Source organism: Streptomyces sp. NBC_00250 (assembly GCF_036192275.1).
In the GTDB taxonomy this organism is placed as follows: Bacteria; Actinomycetota; Actinomycetes; order Streptomycetales; family Streptomycetaceae; genus Streptomyces.
In genome coordinates this window covers 5,977,457-5,997,598 of record NZ_CP108088.1, presented here as the reverse complement: position 1 = coordinate 5,997,598, position 20,142 = coordinate 5,977,457, and the positions used below count along the sequence as shown (strand labels likewise).

General features: G+C 73.0%; 17 protein-coding genes. 15 read left to right on the top strand and 2 right to left on the bottom strand.

Annotated features, from left to right (window positions below):
* The first annotated feature begins 219 nt into the window (after positions 1 to 219).
* From OG259_RS27125 to OG259_RS27085, 9 genes are all read left to right on the top strand, one after another.
* Complete coding sequence (locus OG259_RS27125) at positions 220 to 1,434, top strand: ROK family transcriptional regulator (RefSeq protein WP_328944631.1); 1,215 nt, start codon at positions 220 to 222, stop codon at positions 1,432 to 1,434.
* 72 nt (positions 1,435 to 1,506) lie between these two features.
* The gene (locus OG259_RS27120) at positions 1,507 to 2,853 is read left to right on the top strand and encodes an ABC transporter substrate-binding protein (RefSeq protein ID WP_328944630.1); all 1,347 of its coding nucleotides are present in this window, start codon (positions 1,507 to 1,509) and stop codon (positions 2,851 to 2,853) included.
* A 133-nt stretch (positions 2,854 to 2,986) separates the two neighbouring features.
* Positions 2,987 to 3,868 carry a carbohydrate ABC transporter permease gene (locus tag OG259_RS27115; protein ID WP_328947189.1) on the top strand — a complete coding sequence of 294 codons (882 nt, stop codon included), beginning with the start codon at positions 2,987 to 2,989 and terminating at the stop codon, positions 3,866 to 3,868.
* A gap of 2 nt (positions 3,869 to 3,870) precedes the next feature.
* The gene (locus OG259_RS27110) at positions 3,871 to 4,755 is read left to right on the top strand and encodes a carbohydrate ABC transporter permease (RefSeq protein ID WP_328944629.1); all 885 of its coding nucleotides are present in this window, start codon (positions 3,871 to 3,873) and stop codon (positions 4,753 to 4,755) included.
* 7 nt (positions 4,756 to 4,762) lie between these two features.
* The gene (locus OG259_RS27105) at positions 4,763 to 6,028 is read left to right on the top strand and encodes a 6-phospho-beta-glucosidase (protein ID WP_328944628.1); all 1,266 of its coding nucleotides are present in this window, start codon (positions 4,763 to 4,765) and stop codon (positions 6,026 to 6,028) included.
* Complete coding sequence (locus OG259_RS27100; RefSeq protein WP_328944627.1) at positions 6,019 to 7,008, top strand: N-acetylglucosamine kinase; 990 nt, start codon at positions 6,019 to 6,021, stop codon at positions 7,006 to 7,008. Before OG259_RS27105 ends, OG259_RS27100 begins: the two co-directional genes overlap by 10 nt.
* A 257-nt stretch (positions 7,009 to 7,265) precedes the next feature.
* A complete protein-coding gene (locus OG259_RS27095) occupies positions 7,266 to 8,693 on the top strand; it encodes a hypothetical protein (RefSeq protein ID WP_328944626.1) in 1,428 nt (475 codons plus the stop codon).
* 11 nt (positions 8,694 to 8,704) lie between these two features.
* Positions 8,705 to 9,736, top strand: coding sequence for a glutamate ABC transporter substrate-binding protein (locus tag OG259_RS27090; protein ID WP_328944625.1), 1,032 nt, complete (start codon positions 8,705 to 8,707; stop codon positions 9,734 to 9,736).
* Between the two features lie 107 nt (positions 9,737 to 9,843).
* Positions 9,844 to 11,121, top strand: coding sequence for a hypothetical protein (locus tag OG259_RS27085; protein WP_328944624.1), 1,278 nt, complete (start codon positions 9,844 to 9,846; stop codon positions 11,119 to 11,121).
* A 42-nt stretch (positions 11,122 to 11,163) separates the two neighbouring features.
* Here OG259_RS27085 and OG259_RS41800 read toward each other — a convergent pair whose 3' ends face one another.
* Positions 11,164 to 11,451: a hypothetical protein gene (locus OG259_RS41800; protein ID WP_443052021.1), complete on the bottom strand. Its 288-nt coding sequence runs from the start codon at positions 11,449 to 11,451 to the stop codon at positions 11,164 to 11,166.
* 10 nt (positions 11,452 to 11,461) lie between these two features.
* Here OG259_RS41800 and OG259_RS27080 point away from each other — a divergent pair, with 10 nt between their 5' ends.
* The 4 genes from OG259_RS27080 (at position 11,462) to OG259_RS27065 (ending at position 18,030) form a co-directional block, all read left to right on the top strand.
* Positions 11,462 to 13,702, top strand: coding sequence for a tetratricopeptide repeat protein (locus tag OG259_RS27080; RefSeq protein ID WP_443052020.1), 2,241 nt, complete (start codon positions 11,462 to 11,464; stop codon positions 13,700 to 13,702).
* 2 nt (positions 13,703 to 13,704) lie between these two features.
* Complete coding sequence (locus OG259_RS27075; protein WP_328944623.1) at positions 13,705 to 15,120, top strand: PP2C family serine/threonine-protein phosphatase; 1,416 nt, start codon at positions 13,705 to 13,707, stop codon at positions 15,118 to 15,120.
* 61 nt (positions 15,121 to 15,181) lie between these two features.
* Positions 15,182 to 16,513, top strand: coding sequence for a vWA domain-containing protein (locus OG259_RS27070; protein ID WP_328944622.1), 1,332 nt, complete (start codon positions 15,182 to 15,184; stop codon positions 16,511 to 16,513).
* 41 nt (positions 16,514 to 16,554) lie between these two features.
* Positions 16,555 to 18,030 (top strand): FHA domain-containing protein, encoded by a 1,476-nt coding sequence (locus OG259_RS27065; RefSeq protein ID WP_328944621.1) that lies wholly within the window; start codon positions 16,555 to 16,557, stop codon positions 18,028 to 18,030.
* On the opposite strand, the gene OG259_RS27060 is transcribed toward OG259_RS27065, so the two are convergent.
* Positions 18,031 to 19,029: a methyltransferase domain-containing protein gene (locus OG259_RS27060; RefSeq protein ID WP_328944620.1), complete on the bottom strand. Its 999-nt coding sequence runs from the start codon at positions 19,027 to 19,029 to the stop codon at positions 18,031 to 18,033. It lies immediately after the preceding gene.
* An 85-nt stretch (positions 19,030 to 19,114) separates the two neighbouring features.
* Here OG259_RS27060 and OG259_RS27055 point away from each other — a divergent pair, with 85 nt between their 5' ends.
* Both OG259_RS27055 and OG259_RS27050 read left to right on the top strand, forming a co-directional pair.
* Positions 19,115 to 19,519, top strand: a complete 405-nt coding sequence (locus tag OG259_RS27055) for a globin (protein ID WP_328944619.1) — start codon at positions 19,115 to 19,117, stop codon at positions 19,517 to 19,519.
* Between the two features lie 147 nt (positions 19,520 to 19,666).
* Entirely contained in the window at positions 19,667 to 20,098 is a 432-nt protein-coding gene (locus tag OG259_RS27050; RefSeq protein WP_328944618.1) for a hypothetical protein, read from the top strand.
* Positions 20,099 to 20,142 lie beyond the last annotated feature (44 nt).

Sequence of the window (20,142 nt, the reverse complement as noted above, 5' to 3'; positions counted from 1 at the left end):
CGGAAGCACGCGAGCGTACGGGGACGACGCGTACGAGGACGAGGACGAGCAGAAGCACGCGCGCGTGGAGACGCCCCCGCAGGTAACGCTTTGGTTGCCTTCGGGGGCGTCTCGCGTGCCCGGGTATTGACGCTTACGTGACGGCCGCCTTATTTTCCTTCCCACCGAATAGGAAACTTTCCTAACAGTGCTTCACCGTACGAGGGCAGGTGCGACCTCATGGCCGGTACGACTCCGGGAACCCCCGGCACGCCTCGCGTGCTGCGCGCCATGAACGACCGCGCCGCCCTCGACCTGCTGCTTGAGCACGGCCCGCTCTCGCGGACCCGGATCGGCAAGCTCACCGGCCTGTCCAAGCCGACCGCCTCCCAGCTGCTCGCCCGCCTCGAAGCGGCCGGGCTCGTCGTCGCCACCGGCACCACCGCGGGCAGGCCCGGACCGAACGCCCAGCTCTACTCGGTCAACGCGCGGGCCGCGTACGCCGCCGGACTCGACGTCGACCAGCACCGCATCCACGCCGCCGTCGCCGACATCACGGGCGAGATCGTCGGCGAGTACGAGCTCCGCACCCCCGGCCGCGCCGCCTCCGGCGTCGTCCGCCAGGTCACCGACGCCCTCGACGGGGCCGTCAAGGCGGCCGGGATCGACCGCGAGGACGTCCGGCGCCTGGTCATCGGCACCCCCGGCGCCTTCGACCCGGCCACCGGGCGCCTGCGGTACGCCTCCCACCTGCCCGGCTGGCACTCCCCCACCCTGCTGGAGGAGCTGGCCGCCGTCCTGCCGATGCCGTTCGAGTACGAGAACGACGTCAACCTCGTCGCCGTCGCCGAGCAGCGCCTGGGCGCCGCCCGGGGCCACGACGACTTCGCCCTGCTGTGGAACGAGGGGGGCCTCGGCGCCGCCCTCGTCCTCGGCGGGCGGCTGCACCGCGGCTTCACCGGGGGCGCCGGCGAACTCGGCTTCCTGCCCGTGCCCGGCACCCCGCTCGTACGGCAGGTCACCAAGGCCAACTCCGGCGGCTTCCAGGAGCTCGCGGGCATCCAGTCCGTGCCCCGGATCGCCCGCGCCGCCGGGATCGAGACCCCCGACCACCCGTACGTACCGGTGGTGACCGGGCTGCTCACGCACGCCGCCGAGGCGCACGGCGACGACCCCCGGTACGCGGAGCTGCTCGACCGGTACGCCGAGCGCCTCGCCACCGGGCTCGCCTCCCTCGTGGCCGTCCTCGACCCCGAACTGATCGTGCTGTCCGGAGACGCCCTCGTCACCGGCGGCGAACCCCTGCGCGCGCGGGTGCAGTCCGAACTCGCCGACCTCGCACCTTCCCGACCCCGGCTCGTCCTCTCCGCCGTGCGCCGGAGCCCCGTGCTGCGCGGCGCCCTCGAAAGCGCCCTCGCCACCACGCGCGACGAGGTCTTCGACACCTCGCGCTGACCCACCGACCTTCACCCCGCCTGCCCCATCGTCCTTCGCCCCATCGCCCCTTCGCCACCGGGAGACACCGTCATGCCCGTACGTACGCGCAGAGCCGCCGCCGCGCTCGCCGCCACCGCCTCGATCGCCCTCTTCGCCTCCGCCTGTACGGGCTCCGCGAACAACGCGGCCTCCGACGACCCCAAGGCCGAGACCACCATCACCTTCTGGCACGGCTGGCAGGACCCCGCCGAGGTGAAGGCCATCACGGACAACGTCGCCCGCTTCGAGAAGGCCCACCCGAACATCAAGGTGAAGGTCGTCGGCGGCATCAACGACGACAAGCTGGGCCAGGCGCTGCGCGCGGGCGGTTCGAAGGGCCCGGACGTCGTCTCCTCCTTCACGACGGCCAATGTCGGCAAGTTCTGTGCCTCGGGCGCGCTCGCCGACCTCAAGCCCTTCATAGAGAAGGACAAGCTGGACCTGGACAAGATCTTCCCGAAGGTCCTCCAGTCGTACACGCAGTTCGAGGGCAAGCGCTGCTCCCTGCCGCTGCTCTCCGACGCCTACGGCCTCTTCTACAACAAGGACGCCTTCAAGGCGGCCGGTCTCGACCCCGAGGCCCCGCCGAAGACCTGGTCCCAGTTCACCCAGGTCGCCAAGGCGCTCACCAAGGCCAAGGGCGACTCCTACGAGCAGCTCGGCGTCATGCCGAACTACCTCGGCTACGAGACCGTCGTCTCCCACTACATGTCGCAGTGGAAGCACAGCGGGTACTTCGACGCGGACGGCAAGTCGAACATCGCCAAGGACCCGGCGTTCGCCGAGATGATGACGTACCAGAAGTCCCTGGTCGACGCCCTGGGCGGGTTCCAGAAGCTGGACAAGTACCGCACCACCTTCGGTGACGAGTGGGGCTCCAAGCACCCCTTCCAGACCGGTCAGGTCGCCATGCAGCTGGACGGCGAGTGGCGGCTGAACTTCGTCAAGAACGCCAAGGTCGACTTCGAGGTCGGCGTCGCGCCGCTGCCCGTCGCCGACGACGAGATCGCCGAGTACGGCAAGGGCTACCTCTCCGGCACGATCATGGGCATCGCCCCGCAGAGCCAGAAGCAGAACGCGGCCTGGGAGCTGGTCAAGTACATGACCACGGACACCGAGGCCGTGGTGCAGTTCGCCAACAGCATCGGCAACGTCCCCTCCACCCTGGAGGCGCTGAAGTCCCCGAACCTGAAGTTCGACGCGCGCTTCAAGACCTTCCTGGACATCGCCGGGCACCCCGCCTCCACCACCTCGGACGGCGCCGTCAACGGCTCCGCCTACCAGGACACCCTCCAGAAGTTCGCCCAGCAGTACGAGAAGGGCCAGGTCACGGACCTGAAGAAGGGGCTCGCCGACACCGCGGCCCAGATCGACCGCGACATCGCCGCGGCGAAGTGACGGCCGGAACCCACTCATGAGCACGGACACCCTGCCCGCGAAGGAGGCGGTCGCACCGGCCGCCCCCTCTCCCGGAGGACGGAACACGCTGCGGCGCAAGCGCAGGCGCAACGCGCTCCGCACCCTGGCGTTCATGTCGCCCTGGCTGATCGGATTCGGCGTCTTCTTCGCCTATCCGCTCGTCTCCACGCTGTACTTCTCGTTCATGCGCTACGACGGGCTCAACCCGCCGACCTGGCGGGGCATCGAGAACTGGACATACGTCTTCTCCGACCTGCCCCAGTTCTGGCCCGCCCTCCAGAACACCCTCTGGCTGGCCGTCGTGATGGTCTCCTGCCGGGTGGTCTTCGGCCTCGGCATCGGCATGCTCATCACCAAGATCAAGACGGGTGCCGGTGTCTTCCGCACCCTCTTCTACCTGCCCTACCTGGCCCCGCCGGTGGCCGCCACGCTCGCCTTCGTCTTCCTGCTCAACCCCGGTACCGGACCGGTCAACTCGCTCCTGGAGGCGGTCGGCATCCCCGCCCCCTCCTGGTTCAACGACGCCGACTGGGCCAAGCCGGCCCTGACGGTCCTCGCCGTGTGGGGCGTCGGGGACCTCATGGTCATCTTCATGGCCGCCCTCCTCGACGTACCGAAGGAGCAGTACGAGGCCGCCGAACTCGACGGAGCGTCCCCCTGGCAGCGGTTCCGCTTCATCACGCTGCCGAACATCTCGCCGATCGTGCTCTTCGCGGTCGTCACCGGGGTCATCGGCGCCATGCAGTACTACACCCAGCCGATCGTGGCCGCGAAGGTCGCCTCGGGCAAGATGGGCGGCTCCGGCGAGGTCTTCGTCCCCGGCTACCCGGACGACTCCACGCTGACCCTCCCGCAGCTGGTCTACAGCCTCGGCTTCAGCCAGTTCAACTACGGCGCGGCCTGCGTGGTGGCGCTCGTGCTCTTCGCCTTCTCCATGGCCTTCACCGCGCTGCTCATGCGGCGGCGCGGCGGCCTGATCGGCTCGGGTGACTGACCATGACCACCGCAACCGCTCCCACCCGTCCCGCCGCGAGCCCCGCGGAGAAGCAGGCCCGCCGCAAGGCCCTGCTGCACTGGATCGCCGTGCACTCGCTCGGCATCGCCGCCGCCCTGTTCTTCGTGCTCCCGTTCGTCTTCGTCCTCCTGACCTCCCTGATGAGCGACCAGCAGGCGCTCACCCGGGACCTGACGCCGAACTCCTGGCACTGGGAGAACTACGTCAAGGTCTTCCAGACCGACGGCTTCCTCGCCTGGTGGCGGAACTCGCTGCTGTACGCGGGCCTCGGCACCGTCCTCGTCGTGGTGTCGTCGATACCCGTGGCGTACGCGCTCGCCAAGTTCCGCTTCCGCGGCCGGCATCTGTCGCTGCTGCTGGTCATCTCGATGATGATGCTGCCGCCGCAGGTCGTGATCATCCCGATGTACCTGTTCTGGGCCAAGCAGATGGACCTCTCCGGCACCCTGTGGCCGCTCATCATCCCGATGGCCTTCGGCGACGCCTTCGCCATCTTCCTGCTGCGCCAGTTCCTGCTGACCATCCCGAACGAGTACGTCGAGGCCGCGAGGATCGACGGATGCGGCGAGTTCCGCACCCTCGTCCGGATCGTGCTCCCGATGGCGAAGCCCGGCATCGCCGCCGTCGCCCTGTTCCAGTTCTTCTACTGCTGGAACGACTACTTCGGGCCGCAGATCTACGCCTCGGAGAACCCGGGTGCCTGGACTCTCAGTTACGGCCTGGAGTCCTTCAAGGGCGCGCACCACACCGACTGGAATCTGACCATGGCCGCGACCGTCCTGGTCATGGCCCCTGTGATCCTCGTCTTCTTCTTCGCCCAGAAGGCGTTCGTCGAGGGAGTCACACTGACCGGAGTGAAGGGCTGAACACACGATGAAGCTCACTGTCGTGGGGGGCGGTTCCACCTACACCCCCGAACTGATCGACGGATTCGCGCGGCTGCGCGACACCCTGCCCATCACCGAACTCGTCCTCGTCGACCCGGCCGCCGAGCGGCTCGACCTGGTCGGCGGCCTCGCCAGGCGCATCTTCGCCAAGCAGGACCACGCGGGCAAGATCGTCACCACCTCCGACCTCGACGCCGGGGTCGAGGGCGCCGACGCCGTCCTGCTCCAGCTGCGGGTCGGCGGGCAGGCCGCCCGTCAGCAGGACGAGACCTGGCCGCTGGAGTGCGGCTGCGTCGGCCAGGAGACCACCGGCGCCGGCGGTCTCGCCAAGGCGCTGCGCACGGTCCCGGTCGTCCTGGACATCGCCGAGCGGGTCCGGCGCGCCAACCCGGACGCCTGGATCATCGACTTCACCAACCCGGTCGGCATCGTCACGCGCGCGCTGCTCCAGGCCGGCCACAAGGCCGTCGGCCTGTGCAACGTGGCCATCGGCTTCCAGCGGAAGTTCGCCGGGCTCCTCGGCGTCGCCCCGTCCGAGGTCCACCTCGACCACGTCGGACTCAACCACCTGACCTGGGAGCGGGCCGTACGCCTCGGCGGCCCCGAGGGCGAGAACGTACTGCCCCGGCTGCTCGCCGGGCACGGCGACGCGATCGCCGACGACCTGCGGCTGCCGCGCCCGGTCCTGGACCGGCTCGGCGTCGTCCCCTCGTACTACCTGCGCTACTTCTACGCGCACGACGAGGTCGTCCGGGAGCTCGGCAGCAAGCCCTCGCGGGCCGCCGAGGTCGCCGCGATGGAGAAGGAACTCCTGGAGATGTACGGGGACCCGGCGCTCGACGAGAAGCCGGCCCTGCTCGCCAAGCGCGGCGGCGCCTTCTACTCGGAGGCGGCCGTGGACCTGGCGGCCTCACTGCTAGGCGGCGGAGGTTCGCCGTACCAGGTGGTCAACACGTACAACAACGGCACGCTGCCGTTCCTGCCGGACGACGCCGTCATCGAGACGCAGGCCGCCGTCGGCGCCCACGGGGCCGCGCCGCTGCCGGTCGCCCCGCTGGACCCGCTGTACGCCGGTCTGATCGCGAACATCACGGCCTACGAGGACCTGGCGCTCGAAGCGGCGCTGCGCGGCGGCCGCGACCGCGTGTTCAAGGCCCTGCTCGCGCACCCGCTGGTGGGGCAGTACGCGTACGCCGACGGGCTCACCGACCGGCTGATCGCGCACAACCAGGAGCACCTCGCGTGGGCGTGAACCCGAACGACGTCCTCCTCGCGGTCGACGCGGGGAACAGCAAGACCGACGTCGCGGTCCTCGGCCGGGACGGCACCGTCCTGGGCGCGGCCCGCGGCGGCGGGTTCCAGCCGCCGGTGGTGGGCGTGGAGACGGCCGTCGACTCCCTGGCGGAGATCGTCGGGCGGGCGTGGGCGGAGGCCGGCGGCACCGGCACCTCCCCCGCGTTCGCCCATGTCTCGGCCTGTCTCGCCAACGCCGATCTGCCCGTCGAGGAGACCGCCCTCCAGGCCGAACTCCTCCGCAGGGGCTGGAGCCGGTCGGTGCGGGTGCACAACGACACCTTCGCGATACTGCGGGCCGGGCTCGACGAGCCGCGCGGTGTCGCGGTGGTGTGCGGGGCGGGGATCAACTGCGTCGGGATGACCCCGGACGGGCGGACCGCGCGCTTCCCCGCGATCGGGAAGATCTCCGGGGACTGGGGCGGCGGCAGCGGCATGGCCGAGGAGGCGCTCTGGTTCGGGGCGCGCGCCGAGGACGGGCGCGGCGAGCCGTCCGAGCTGGCGCGCGCGCTGCCCGCGCACTTCGGTCTGGAGACGATGTACGCGCTGATCGAGGCGCTGCACCTGGGTCTTGTGCCCTTCGAGCGGCGGCACGAGCTGACGCCCGTGCTGTTCCGGGTGAGCGCGGACGGCGACCCGGTCGCGCTCTCGCTGGTGCACCGGCTCGCCGAGGAGGTCGTCGCGCTGTCGGCGGTCGCGCTCGGGCGGCTCGGTCTGCTCGACGAGGAGGCGCCGGTGATGCTGGGCGGCAGCGTGCTCGCCGCCCGCCATCCGCAGCTGGAGGAGAAGATCCGTGAACTCCTCGCCGAGCGGGCGCCGAAGGCCGTCGTCGGCTTCGTGACGGCCCCGCCGGTCCTCGGGGCGGGGCTGCTCGCCCTGGACGAGGTGGCGGCCGGCCCGGAGGCGTCGGCCCGGCTGCGGGAGCACTACGGGGCCTGAGGGCAGGGGCAGTTCGCGGGGCGTCTCTTCGCTGTGGAGAGACGCCCCGCGACCATGTTCACCTGTTCGAGCGATGCCCCGAACGGAACCGATCGCGGCCCGGCGACGTATTCAGAGTGAGGGGTTCGCCCGCGGATGTGCCGGGGGCATGCGGCACGATAAGAACAAGATCCAGTCAATCCCGGTGTGCGGACGGCCCCCTGAGGCCATACTGCAGGCCGGACCGGCCGAAGTCGGCGACCACAGGGGGAGGTCAAGTGACACACCCGCCGAACGCGCCCGCCGCACCGGCGGCGCGGAGCGCGGCGCACGCGCCCGCACGCCCGGCAGGCGTGCCCGCGCAGCCGTCGCCCGCACCCGGCGCCGCCCCGCCCGCGGCGCGCGGCGCCTGGGCCGTGGGCCGGGAGCGGCTGCGGGTCGCCACCACGACCGAGCCGGGCCGGCTCCAGATCCTCGGGGCCGTCCTCGCGCTGCTCGTCGTCGCGTTCGGCGCCGTCACCGCCCTCCAGGTCGACGACCGGGCCACCGCCGCCGACGACGTCGTCAGCCGCAGCCAGCCGCTGTCCGCCGACGCCGCCGCGATCTACCGCTCCCTCGCCGACGCGGACACCACCGCCGCCGGCGGCTTCCTCGCGGGCACCCTGGAGCCCGCGGAGTCCCGCGCGCGGTACGACCGGGACATCGCCACCGCCGCCCGGCTGCTCGTCAAGGCCGCCGCGAGCACGGAGAGTTCGGGCGAGTCGGCCCGGGAGATCGCCACCCTCAACGAACAGCTCCCGCGCTACACGGGCCTGATAGAGCGCGCGCGGGCCGCCAACCGGCAGGGCCTTCCGCTGGGCGGGGCCTATCTGCGGTACGCCAACCAGCAGATGACCAGCACGCTGCTGCCCGCCGCCGAGCGGCTGTACGCGGCCGAGACGGTACGGCTCCACAAGGACGACGAGTCGGCCCGCACCTGGCCGTTCCTCTCCCTCGGCCTCGGACTGCTCACCCTCGCCGTCCTCGTCTGGGCCCAGCGCCGCAACTACGTCAGGACGAACCGGGTCTTCAACCACGGACTGCTCGCCGCCACCGCCGCCACGGTGGTCGTCGTCCTCTGGCTCCTCGCCGCGCACACCGTCGCCCGCACCGAGCTCGACAACGCGCGCAAGCACGGGCAGGAGTCCCTCCAGGTCCTCAACACGGCCCGGATCGGCTCGCTCACGGCCCGCGCCAACGAACTCCTGACCCTGGTCGCCCGGGGCGCCGTCCTCACCGAGGACGGCAAGAACGACAAGTACGAGGCCGAGTACACGTCGAGCACCGGCGCCCTGACGGACGCGCTCGCCACGGCACGGGAGCTGGCCGACGACGACGCCGGCCGTTCCCCCGTCGACGAGGCCGCCTCCCGTACGGGCGAGTGGAAGCAGCGCCACAAGGACGCCCGCGCCAAGGACGACGCCGGCGACTTCGAGGGCGCACTCGGCGGGATCGTCGGCTCCGAGGAGACGACCGGCCAGTCCTTCGACCAGGTCGACGCGGCCCTGGAGCGCGCCCTCGCGCACGAGCAGGCCGAGTTCACCCGCTCCGCCGGGGACGCCAGGGACGCGCTGACGGCGCTGCCCCTGGGCGCGGCGGCCCTCGGGATCCTGGGCGCGGCCGGCGCCGTGCTCGGCATCAACCGCAGACTGTCGGAGTACCGGTGAGAGGGGGCGGGATGCCGAACGGCACGTACCCGCTGGTGCGGCGGACGGCGCAGCGGTTCCGGGGCTGGGGCGGGGTGGCCGCCATGGCCGTGGCCTGCGGGCTCACCGCCTCGCTCACCCTGCTCCCGCTGGCTCACGACGGCGGCGACGCGGCGGCCGTTCCCGGCACGTACGGTCCCGGCGTCGGCACCGGCGTCCAGATCAAGGCGGACACCTGCGAGAAGCCCTGGGCCTCCCTCACGCCCTCGTCGGCGGACGGCCCGTCGATCGAGGCGATCAAGAAGCGCGGGAAGCTCGTCGTCGGCGTCGACCAGTCCAGCTACCGCTGGGGCTACCGGAACCCGGAGACCCGCGCCCTCGAAGGCTTCGACATCGATCTGGCGCGGGAGATCGCCAGGAACATCCTGGGCAGCGAGGACGCCGTCATCTTCCGGGCGATCCCCACGAACCAGCGGATCGCCGCGCTCGACAGCGGCAAGGTCGACCTCGTCGTGCGCACCATGACGATCAACTGCAAGCGGATCCAGCAGGTCGCCTTCTCCACCGCCTACTTCCAGGCCGGGCAGCAGGTCCTCGCGCCCAAGCTGGCCAAGGACATCACCGGCTACGACACCTCGCTGAAGGGCAAGCGGGTCTGCACCGCCGAGGGCTCCACGGCCTACGAGGCCCTGGAGGAGAACTCCTTCGGCGCGCTCTTCAAGGACGAGGCCGACGGCACCAAGGACGACAAGGACCTGCTGACCGTCCCCAACCAGCTGGACTGCCTGGCCAGGCTCCAGATGGGCGAGGTCGACGCCGTCGTCACCGACAACGCCCTGGCGGCCGGCCAGGCCGCCCAGGACCCCGCGGTCGAGCTGAAGGGCCGCCCGTTCACCACCGAGTACTACGGAGTGGCCGCCAAGCTCGGCAACGACGACCTGGTCCGCCGGGTCAACCAGGTCCTCGTCGGCTACCGGCAGGGCCCCTGGCAGCAGGCGTACAAGGACTGGCTGGAGAAGGACCTGCCCGGGATAACCGGCCCGCCCCCTCCGCTGTACAAGTAGCGCTCCCCGTACGACCGAAGCCTGGACGACCGAGCCGAGACCACCGGCCCCGCACGACGAGCCCTGTACGACGACCAACCCGGTACACGGAGAGGAAGAGGTGATCGATGGGCGTCACGGGACCCCCCGGGCCGGTGATGGACCGGGACGAGGTGGACCGTGCGCTGGCGCGGCTCGGCGCCGAGCACAAGGCGGTCGAGGACTCGCTCCTCGCGCTCCAGGACCACGCGGGCCGCAGGCTGCTCGAAGGGGCCGAGCTGACCGGCACGACCCGGGACCGCTGGGCGGCGGCCGAGCGGACCATCACCCTGCTCTGGACCTGCTTCGACGTGTACACCGGCGCCCTGCGGGACGCCCGGGAGGTGCGCGCCCGGCGCCGTTGGCCCGGCCGTGAGGAGCTGGTGGACCTGACCGACCGGCTGCGCGGCGAGAGCGTGCACGTCGCGGGCGGGGCGGGCGAGCAGGGGCTGCTCGCCGAGCGGTTCACCCTTGAGGGTCTCGTCCGGCGGATGAACGAGCTGTACGCGTCCTCGCTCGACCTGGTGGTCACCGCCGACGCCGTCTGGTCGGCGCTGCCCGCCCGGATAGACCTCCTCGCCGCCGAGCTGGGCCGGACGCGCTCGCTCGCGCACTCGGTCGGCGTACGGCCCGGGGAGCACCCGGCAGGCGACGAGCTGGAGGACATCACCGCCGAGCTGACCGCGCTGCGCTCCCAGGTCGTGACCGATCCGCTGGCGTTCTGGCGGCCGGCGGCGGGGAGTTCGGCGCCCGGCGGGGGCCGGCCCGACACCGTGCGGTACGACCGGGCGGCGCTCGCCCTGGAGGACATCCGGCGGGAGATCGAGGCGGTGCTCGCGGTCCGGCAGGACTCCGAGGACCGGCTGCTCCGGCTGCGGGACGTGCTCTCGCGGGCGGACCGTACGCTCGCCGAGGCGCGGGCCGCGCGCGGCGAGGTCCTCGCGAAGATCGCCGCCTCCGAGGTGCCGGCCGTCAGCGGGCCGCCGATCGTGCTCCAGGAGCGGCTCGTGGCCGCCGCCGAGTACCGCAGGCACGCCCAGTGGCACCGGCTCTCCCCGCTCCTGGAGTCCCTGGAGCGGGACGCGGAGGACGAACTGCTGCGGGCCCGGGAGTCGCTGACCGCGGTCACGGCCCCGCTCGCGGTGCGGGCGGAGCTGCGCGGCCGGCTCGACGCGTACAAGGCGAAGGTGGCGCGGCTCGGCGCGGCGGAGGATCCGCTGCTCGTGGAGCGGTACGACGCGGCCCGCCGGATGCTGTGGAGCGCGCCGTGCGACCTGCGGGTCGCGGAACAGGCCGTGCTGCGCTACCAGCAGGCGGCGGCGGACATACTGTCCGGCCCGAGGGACGCGGGAGGACGACAGTGGTGAGCGGGGAACAGTGGTGAGCGGGGAGACGGGCGTGGGGAGCTGTCAGCGGCCTTCGTGCGAGGGTTCGTACGAGGACATGGGAGGCGGCGAGCTGTACTGCGACACCTGCGGGCTCGCCCCGGTGGTCGCACCCGGCGGGCTCATCGGCTCGACGCCGACGGGGATGGCCGTGCCCGGCAGAGGGACGGGTACGAGCAGCGGCGTCGGGGGGCCGGACTCCAGCTCCTCGCGGAGCAGTTCGCGGGCGTCCTCGCGGGCCTCGTCGCGCTCGTCGACCTCCCGCCGTTCGGTCTCGGGGCGGCTCTCGCGCTCGCTCTCCGGGGCCTCCACGTCCCGCTCGGTGTCGGTGCGCAGCTCGGGGACGTCGACCGGTCAGTCCGCCCGCAACCGGCTGGGCGCCGGCCTGGTGTCGATCCCGGAGGTGCCGCGCCCCGATCCGCGGGCGGCGGTCATGGAGAACCCCGAGGTTCCCGAGCGGAAGCGTTTCTGCTCCCGCTCGGACTGCGGGGCCCCGGTGGGCCGTTCGCGGGGTGACCGGCCGGGCCGCACGGAGGGCTTCTGCACCAAGTGCGGACACCCGTACTCCTTCGTGCCGAAGCTGCGCGGCGGGGACATCGTCCACGGCCAGTACGAGGTCGCGGGATGTCTCGCGCACGGCGGTCTCGGCTGGATCTATCTCGCCGTCGACCGGGCCGTCTCCGACCGGTGGGTCGTCCTCAAGGGCCTCCTCGACACCGGCGACCAGGACGCCATGGCCGCCGCGATCTCCGAGCGCCGCTTCCTCGCCGAGATCGAGCACTCCAACATCGTCCGCATCTACAACTTCGTCGAGCACCTCGACCAGCGCACCGGCTCCATGGACGGCTACATCGTCATGGAGTACGTCGGCGGCAAGTCCCTCAAGGAGATCGCCAACGACCGGCGCACCCCGGACGGCCGCCGCGATCCGCTGCCGGTCGAGCAGGCCTGCGCGTACGGGATCGAGGCCCTTGAGGCGCTCGGGCACCTGCACAGCCGGAACCTGCTCTACTGCGACTTCAAGGTCGACAACGCCATCCAGTCCGAGGACCAGCTGAAGCTCATCGACATGGGCGCCGTCCGGCGGATGGACGACGACGAGTCCGCGATCTACGGCACCGTCGGCTACCAGGCGCCGGAGGTGGCCGAGGTCGGGCCGTCGGTGGCGAGCGACCTGTACACGGTGGCGCGCACCCTCGCGGTGATGACCTTCGACTTCCAGGGCTACACGAACGTCTTCGTGGACTCGCTGCCCGACCCGGACAACATCGCGGTCTTCCGGACGTACGAGTCGTTCTACCGCTTCCTCGTCCGCGCCACCGACCCGGACCCGGCCCGCCGGTTCGCCTCCGCGCAGGAGATGGCCGAGCAGCTGACGGGTGTGCTGCGGGAGGTCGTGGCGCTCCAGTCGGGGCGGCCGCGCCCGGCGCTCTCGACGCTGTTCGGCACGGAGGTACGGGTCACGGACACGGCCCTGTTCGCCGAACTGACGGAGGACGTGTCGCTGCTCGGGGCGCGGCGGGGGCGGAAGCGGCCCGCGCTGCCAGGTGCTGTGCCGGGCGGCGTGCCCGATGCTGCGCTGCCCGCCGGGCCGGGGGCCCCGGCGCCCGCCGCCGGGCCGGGGCTCGGGGCGCTGCTCGCGCCGCTCGACACGCCCGCCACCGCGCTCGCGCTGCCCGTGCCGCGCGTCGACACGGGCGACCCCAACGCCGGCTTCCTCGCCGGTCTCGCCGCCGCCGCGCCCGGCGAGCTGCTCGCCGCGCTCCAGGCCGCGCCCGCGCCCTCCGCCGAGCTGCGGCTGCGCACCCTGCGGGCCCAGCTGGAGCTGCGCGACCTGCCGTCGGCCGTCCGGACCCTGGCCGGCCTTGAGGAGCGGGACCCGGACGACTGGCGGGTCGTCTGGTACCGGGGCGTCGCCTCCCTGGTCACCGGCGACCACGAGCACGCGGCGCTCGCCTTCGACGCGGTGTACGACGCCTTCCCCGGCGAGCCCTCGCCGAAGCTGGCCCTCGGGATCTGCGCCGAGGTGCTCGGCCAGCTGGACAACGCCGCCGAGTACTACCGCCTGGTGTGGGCCACCGACCCCAGCTTCGTCAGCGCGGCCTTCGGGCTCGCCCGGGTGCAGCTCGCGGCCGGGGACCGGATCGGAGCCGTACAGACGCTGGAATCCGTACCGGAGGCCTCGATCCACTACACGGCGGCCCGGGTGGCGACCGTACGGGCGCGGCTGCGGCGGCGCCCGGCGCGGGAGCCGCTCGGCGCCGATCTGACGGCGGCCGCGGCGCAGGTCTCGGCGCTCCAGGGCTTCGGTCTGGACGCCGTGCGGCGGGAGCAGTTGTCGACGGAGGTCCTCGGGACGGCCCTCGACTGGGTACTCTCCGGGAGTCCCGGTGCGGAACCGGGCGGCGGCGCGCTGCTGCTCGGAAGTGAACTGGACGAGCGCGGACTGCGCTTCGGCCTCGAACGCTCGTACCGGGTGCTGGCCCGGCTCGCCCAGCAGGGCGAGGAGAGGATCGAACTGGTGGAGCGGGCCAACCGCTTCCGCCCCCGGACGTGGGTGTGAGGATGTCCCAGAAGCCGAAGCCGTCGCACGGTCTCACCGCCTGCCCGGACTGCGCGGAGCCCCTTGAGTCGGGTGACCGGTTCTGCGGGGCGTGCGGTCACGACCTGTTGGCCGTGCCCGCCGCCGGGACCGAGCCGGACCGCCCGACCGTGGTCATCGGCACCCCCGTGGCCTGGCCGGACGCCCCTCCCCGGGACCCCGGTTCGCTGTCGACCGCGACCCAGCACCCGGGCGACCTGCCGGGCACCGACTCCGGTGGCCACGACCTGCCCACGATGGCGGTCCGCACGGACGGGCCGGTGCCGCCCGGCGCGTCCGGGGAGACCACGACGGGCAGCGGTGACTTCGAGCTGGCCGCGCCGGACCCCCGTGCGGCGGTACGGGTGGACCCGACGCCGCCCCCCACCCCGGCCCCCGCCGCTGCTCCGGCCCCCGCACCGGCCCCCGCCGCTGCTCCGGCCCCCGCCCCTGCCGCTGCCGCTGTGCCGACCGCTGCCGCCCTGTGCGTGGCGTGCCGGGCCGGACGGGTGGACACCGACGGCTACTGCGAGAACTGCGGGCACGCGCAGCCCCGCGAGCGCGACCACATGGAGCGGGAGCTCGGCAGCGTCGCCGCCGTCTCCGACCGGGGGCTGCGCCACCACCGCAACGAGGACGCGTTCGCCGTCTCCGCGACGACGCTCCCCGACGGTTCCCCCGCCACCCTCGCGATCGTCTGCGACGGCGTGTCCTCGGCGACCCGGCCCGACGAGGCCTCCGCCGCCGCCGCGGAGGCGGCCGGCGCCTCGCTGCTCGCCGCGCTCCCCCGGGGAACGCACCCGCAGCAGGCGATGCACGAGGCGATCGTGGCCGCCGCCGAGGCCGTCAACTCCCTCGCGGAGGAGCCCGGTCAGGACGGCGCCGAGCACGACTCGCACCGCCACCGCAACGCCCCGGCCTGCACCATCGTGGGCTCCGTCGTCGCCGACGGCCTGCTCGTCGTGGGCTGGGTCGGCGACAGCCGCGTCTACTGGGTGCCGGACGACCGGGCCACCCCGGCCGCCCGGCTCACCGAGGACGACTCGTGGGCCGCGCAGATGGTCGCGACGGGCCTGATGAACGAGGCGGAGGCGTACGCGGACGAGCGCGCCCACGCGATCACCGGCTGGCTGGGCGCCGACGCCTACGAACTGGAGCCGCACACGGCCGCGTTCAAGCCGGACCGGTCCGGTGTGGTCGTGGTCTGCACGGACGGCCTGTGGAACTACGCCGAGGGCGCCGAGGACATGGCCAGGGTCGTCCCGGCCGACGCGTCCGACCGCCCGCTGCACAGCGCCCAGGTGCTGGTCGGTCACGCCCTGGACGGCGGAGGCCACGACAACATCACGGTCGCACTCGTCCCGTTCACCGTCACTCACCAAGGGGCAGGATCCGCCTGAGCGGTCGCCGATCCCCTGTCCCTTCACCGTTTGACCGTTGTTGCCCGAGGAGCCGTAACAAATGGCGAACTTCTCCAAGTCGACCGTGCCGCAGTTCTCGGTGGACGTCTACCAGAACGAGTTCCTGCCCGAGGGCGGCCGGGACGTCAGCGCGATCGTCACGGTCACCTCGACCGGGGGCGGCACCAGCGGCCGGCATCCACTCGCCCCGATGGGCGGCGGCACGGCCGGTGTCGTGATCATGGTCGACTGCTCCGGTTCGATGGACTACCCCGCCACCAAGATGCGCGGCGCGCGCGAGGCGACCGCCGCCGCCGTCGACACCCTGCGCGACGGCACGTCCTTCGCCGTGGTCGCCGGTACGCACGTGGCGAAGGAGGTCTACCCGGGGAACGGCCGCCTTGCCGTCGCCGACGCCAGGACCCGGGCCGATGCCAAGGAGTCGCTGCGGCGGCTGAGCGCGGGCGGCGGGACGGCGATCGGCACCTGGCTGCGGCTCGCGGACCGGCTGCTGTCCTCCGCCGACCTCACCATCCGGCACGGCATCCTGCTCACCGACGGCCGCAACGAGCACGAGACGCCCGAGGAGCTGCGGGCCGCGCTCGACGCCTGCGCGGGCCGCTTCACCTGCGACGCGCGCGGCGTGGGCACCGACTGGGAGGTCAAGGAGGTCACCGGGATCGCCTCGGCTCTCCTCGGCACCGCCGACATCGTCGCCGACCCGTCCGCCCTCGCCGACGACTTCACGTCGATGATGGGGAACGCGATGGGCAAGGGCGTGGCCGACGTCGCGCTGCGCCTGTGGACCCCGGTCGGGGTGGAGATCAGCTTCGTGAAGCAGGTGGCGCCGACGGTCGAGGACCTGACCGGGCGGCGTACCGAGGCCGGGCCGCGCGCCGGGGACTACCCGACGGGCTCGTGGGGCGACGAGTCCCGCGACTACCACGTGAGCGTGCGGGTCCCGCAGGCCGCCGTGGGCCAGGAGATGCTGGCCGCCCGGGTCTCCCTGATCGCGCCGGACCCGCTGGGCGGCGACCCCAAGCCGCTGTCCCAAGGACTGGTACGGGCGGTGTGGACGGACGACCTGGCGATGTCGACGTCGATCAACCCGCAGGTCGCGCACTACACGGGCCAGGCCGAGCTGGCGGACGTCATCCAGCAGGGGTTGGATGCCCGCAAATCGGGCGATCACGACGGCGCGACGGCGAAATTGGGCCGCGCCGTGCAGCTCGCGGCGGCCTCCGGCAACGCGGATACGGCGAAACTGCTTTCGAAGGTGGTCGACGTCGTCGATGCGGCGACCGGTACTGTGCGTTTGAAGGCGAAGGTCGCGGAAGCGGACGAGATGACACTCGAAACCCGCTCCACCAAGACCGTTCGCGTCAAGAGGTAGCCCGGCCAGCGGGCCGGACGACGAGAGGGGGAAGCACCGACATGCCTACCTGCCCGAACGGACACCAGTCGGTCTCCGACGACTGGTGCGAGGTCTGCGGCCATCGCATGGCCGGGGCGGGTGCGCCGACGGGTGCCGTACCGCCGCCTCCCCCGCCGCCGCCCCCCGCGTACGGATATCCCGGCCCCGGCGGCCCCGGCCAGCCCCCGGCGGGCCCGCCGACCGGCGCCCCCGGTGGCCCCGGCGCGTACGGCGGCCCTGACGGCCCCGGTGGCTACGGCGGTCCCGACGGTCCCGGTACTCCCGGTGGCTACGGCGGTCCCGGTGGCCCGGGTGGCTATGGTGCTCCCTCCGCCCCCGGTGGCTTCGGCCCCGGTGGCGACCCGAACGCGACGGCCCAGGCGGAGCTCTGCCCGCAGTGCCGTACCCCGCGCGAGCACATGGCACCGTTCTGCGAGGAGTGCCGCTGGAACTTCCTCACGAACACGGCGACCTCGTACACACCGGTGGCCCCGCAGAACATCCCGTCGCCGCAGCGCCAGCAGGGCCCGCCGCCCGGCCTGAACCTGCCGCCGGGCTTCCAGTCCACGCCGCCGCCCCCGCAGGGACAGCAGCCGGGACCTCAGGGGCAGCCGGGGCAGCAGCAGCCGCAGGACCCGTTCGGTTACCAGGGCTCGCGGCCCTCGCAGGTGAACCGTCCCGCCGAGCCGCTGGGCGGCGACGCCACGCACCACCAGGCCCCGCCGCAGCGCCCGCCGGCGCAGCAGCCGCCGGGTCCGGCCGGTCAGGGTGACCCCTTCGGTCCTCCCGGTCAGCAGCCGCCCGCGCCTCCGGCGTACCTCCAGACCCCGTCCGCACCGCCGGCCGCTCCGGTCCAGGCCCCGGCGCCGCCCGCGCCGCCGCAGCCGCGCGCGGACGACGACTGGGTGCTTTCGCCGCCGTCGCAGCACCAGGCGCCGCCGCAGCCCCCGCAGCACCAGGGGCCCCCGCCGCACATGGCGCCCCCGCCGCCGCACCAGGGGCAGTACGAGGCGCCCCAGCACCAGGCCCCGCCGCCCCCGCCCCAGCATCAGGCACCCCCGCAGCAGCAGTTCCAGCCGCCGCGGCAGCCGCTGTCCTGGACCGCGGTGATCGGCCCGGACCGCGAGTACTTCATGGCGATGATGCAGCGCAGCGGTCCGGAGGCCGGGGGCCTGAACCTGCCCGCGTACTCCCCGGACAAGCACCTGCCGCTCCAGGGCAACCAGATCTCCATCGGCCGCCGCCGGCACTCCACCGGCGAGTCCCCGGACATCGACCTGTCGGTGCCGCCGGAGGACCCGGGCGTCTCCCACCAGCACGCCGTGCTGGTGCAGCAGCCGGACGGTTCGTGGGCGGTGGTGGACCAGAACTCCACCAACGGCACCACGATCAACGGCGGCGAGGAGCCGATCCAGCCCTACGTCCCCATCCAGCTCCAGGACGGCGACCGGGTGCACGTCGGCGCCTGGACGACGATCACGATCCGCGTGGGCTGATCAGGGCCCTTCCGAGGACCGGTGCCGGCCCGGCCCGGGTCCTCGTGCGGCCTCGGGCAGGGGCCAGGCGTACGGCCCTCCGGGGTCGTCCAGCCAGGCCCACTGCCGGTCGCCGCTGACCGTCACACCGAAGCGCTCCCGCTCCGGCCGCCCCTCGCGCAGCCAGAGCGAGAGCGCTTCGCGCCTGTCCAGGGCCTGGTCGACCAGGCCCCAGAAGAAGCGGAAGCGTTCGTCCCCGGCGGGGCCGTGGCGCGGGACGCGGCCGGCGACGCCCCGGAGCGCCACGAAGTACGCCGAGGTCGCGAGGAACCGTCCCTCCGCGTGGGAGACGTCGTGCACCCGCAGCAGGACGAGCCCGGTGGAGAGCGGGGCGAGCACGAGGGCGCCGGTCCTGCACTGGGCGAGCCAGGCGTACGGGACCGAGGGCATCGCGCAGGTCGCCACGATCCGGTCGAAGGGGGCGCGCTCGGGACAGCCGCGGGCCCCGTCGGCGGCGACGACGGTGGGCCGGTATCCGGCGGCGGCCAGATGGGTCCGGGCGGACTCGGCGATCTCCTCGTCCAGGTCGACGGTGGTGACGTGCTCCGCGCCGAGACGGTGGCAGAGCAGGGCGGCGTGATAGCCGGTCCCGGCGCCGATCTCCAGGACGTCGTCCCCGTCGCGTACGTCCAGGGCGTGCAGCATCAGCGCCATCAGGGAGGGCTGGCTGGCGGAGGAGACCAGCTCCCCGTCCCTGACCCGGGTGGCGATCGCGGTGTCCGCGTAGGCCCCACGCAGCCAGCGGTCCCGCCGCTCGGGCTCGGGGTCGCCGGACCAGAGCCGCTCGTAGCCGCCGGTGCCGGGGACGTAGTAGTAGGGCACGAAGAGATGGCGCGGGACCTGACAGAAGGCGTCCCGCCAGACGGCATCGGTGAGCTCGCCCTCCGCCTCGATCTCCCGCACGAGCGCCCGTCGCGCCCGCGCGCCGGCCTCGGCGAACTCGTCCCGCCGCTCACCCATGCCTCCACTCTCCCGCCGCCCGGGGGCCCCGGCGAGCGGTCCTGGGCCTCACGTCCTAGGACCGGTCATCTGAGACGATGGAACGGTGAACGAGATTCCCGGGGAAACAGTGCAGGAGCAGACCTTCTACGAGCAGGTCGGTGGCGAGGCGACCTTCCGCCGTCTGGTCCGCCGTTTCTACGAGGGCGTCGCGGAGGACCCGCTGCTCCGCCCGATGTACCCCGAGGAGGACCTCGGCCCGGCGGAGGAGCGCCTCGCGCTCTTCCTGATGCAGTACTGGGGCGGCCCCCGCACCTACAGCGACCACCGCGGCCACCCCCGCCTCCGCATGCGCCACGCCCCGTTCACCGTGGACCAGGCGGCCCACGACGCCTGGCTCCGCCACATGCGCGCCGCCCTGGACGACCTCAAGCTCGCGCCCGAGCACGAGGCGGAGCTGTGGCGTTACCTCACCTACGCCGCGGCCTCGATGGTGAACACCGCCGGCTGACCGCACCCGGACCACACCATGCCGAGGCTCGATTCGCGTCGGCAATCGCACGATTCGGTCAACGGCCGCGCATCACGGCGCAGTTCGCCTCACCGGCCCCATAGGTTCACGGACGCAACACATCGAACGGGCATCCGCATCCGGCGGATGCCCCTCGTCCTGCGGAGGTTCGTTCGTGCGACGGAGAACCACGCGTCTGGGCGCCGTGACCTGCGGATCCGCCCCGACGGCGGCAGTCGGCCGCGGCGGCACGACGACCGGCCGCCCGCCTGGCCCGGGGTGCTGTGCGGGCTCGGCACCCCGGCCGCGCTGTGGGGCGCGATGACCGGAGACGCCCCCGGCGTCCGGGTCTTCACGCTCGGCACCCTTCTCGCCCTCGCCGGGCTGCCGCCCGAGGCGTACGGAGAGCGCACCGCCCGCACGGAGGCCCTGCGCCGGATGAGCTTCGGCGGTGGCCGGCGGGTGGCTCGCCGCCCGGTTCACGCACCGCGGGGCGCCGCACGGGGACTGACGAAGCACGGCCCGGATCACTCCCACCACCCACGGACGGACACATTCCGGAGTCGGAACCCCGAATAACGGTCACGATCGCATCAAGGTGCGCCCGTAAGCGGTTTCCAGCG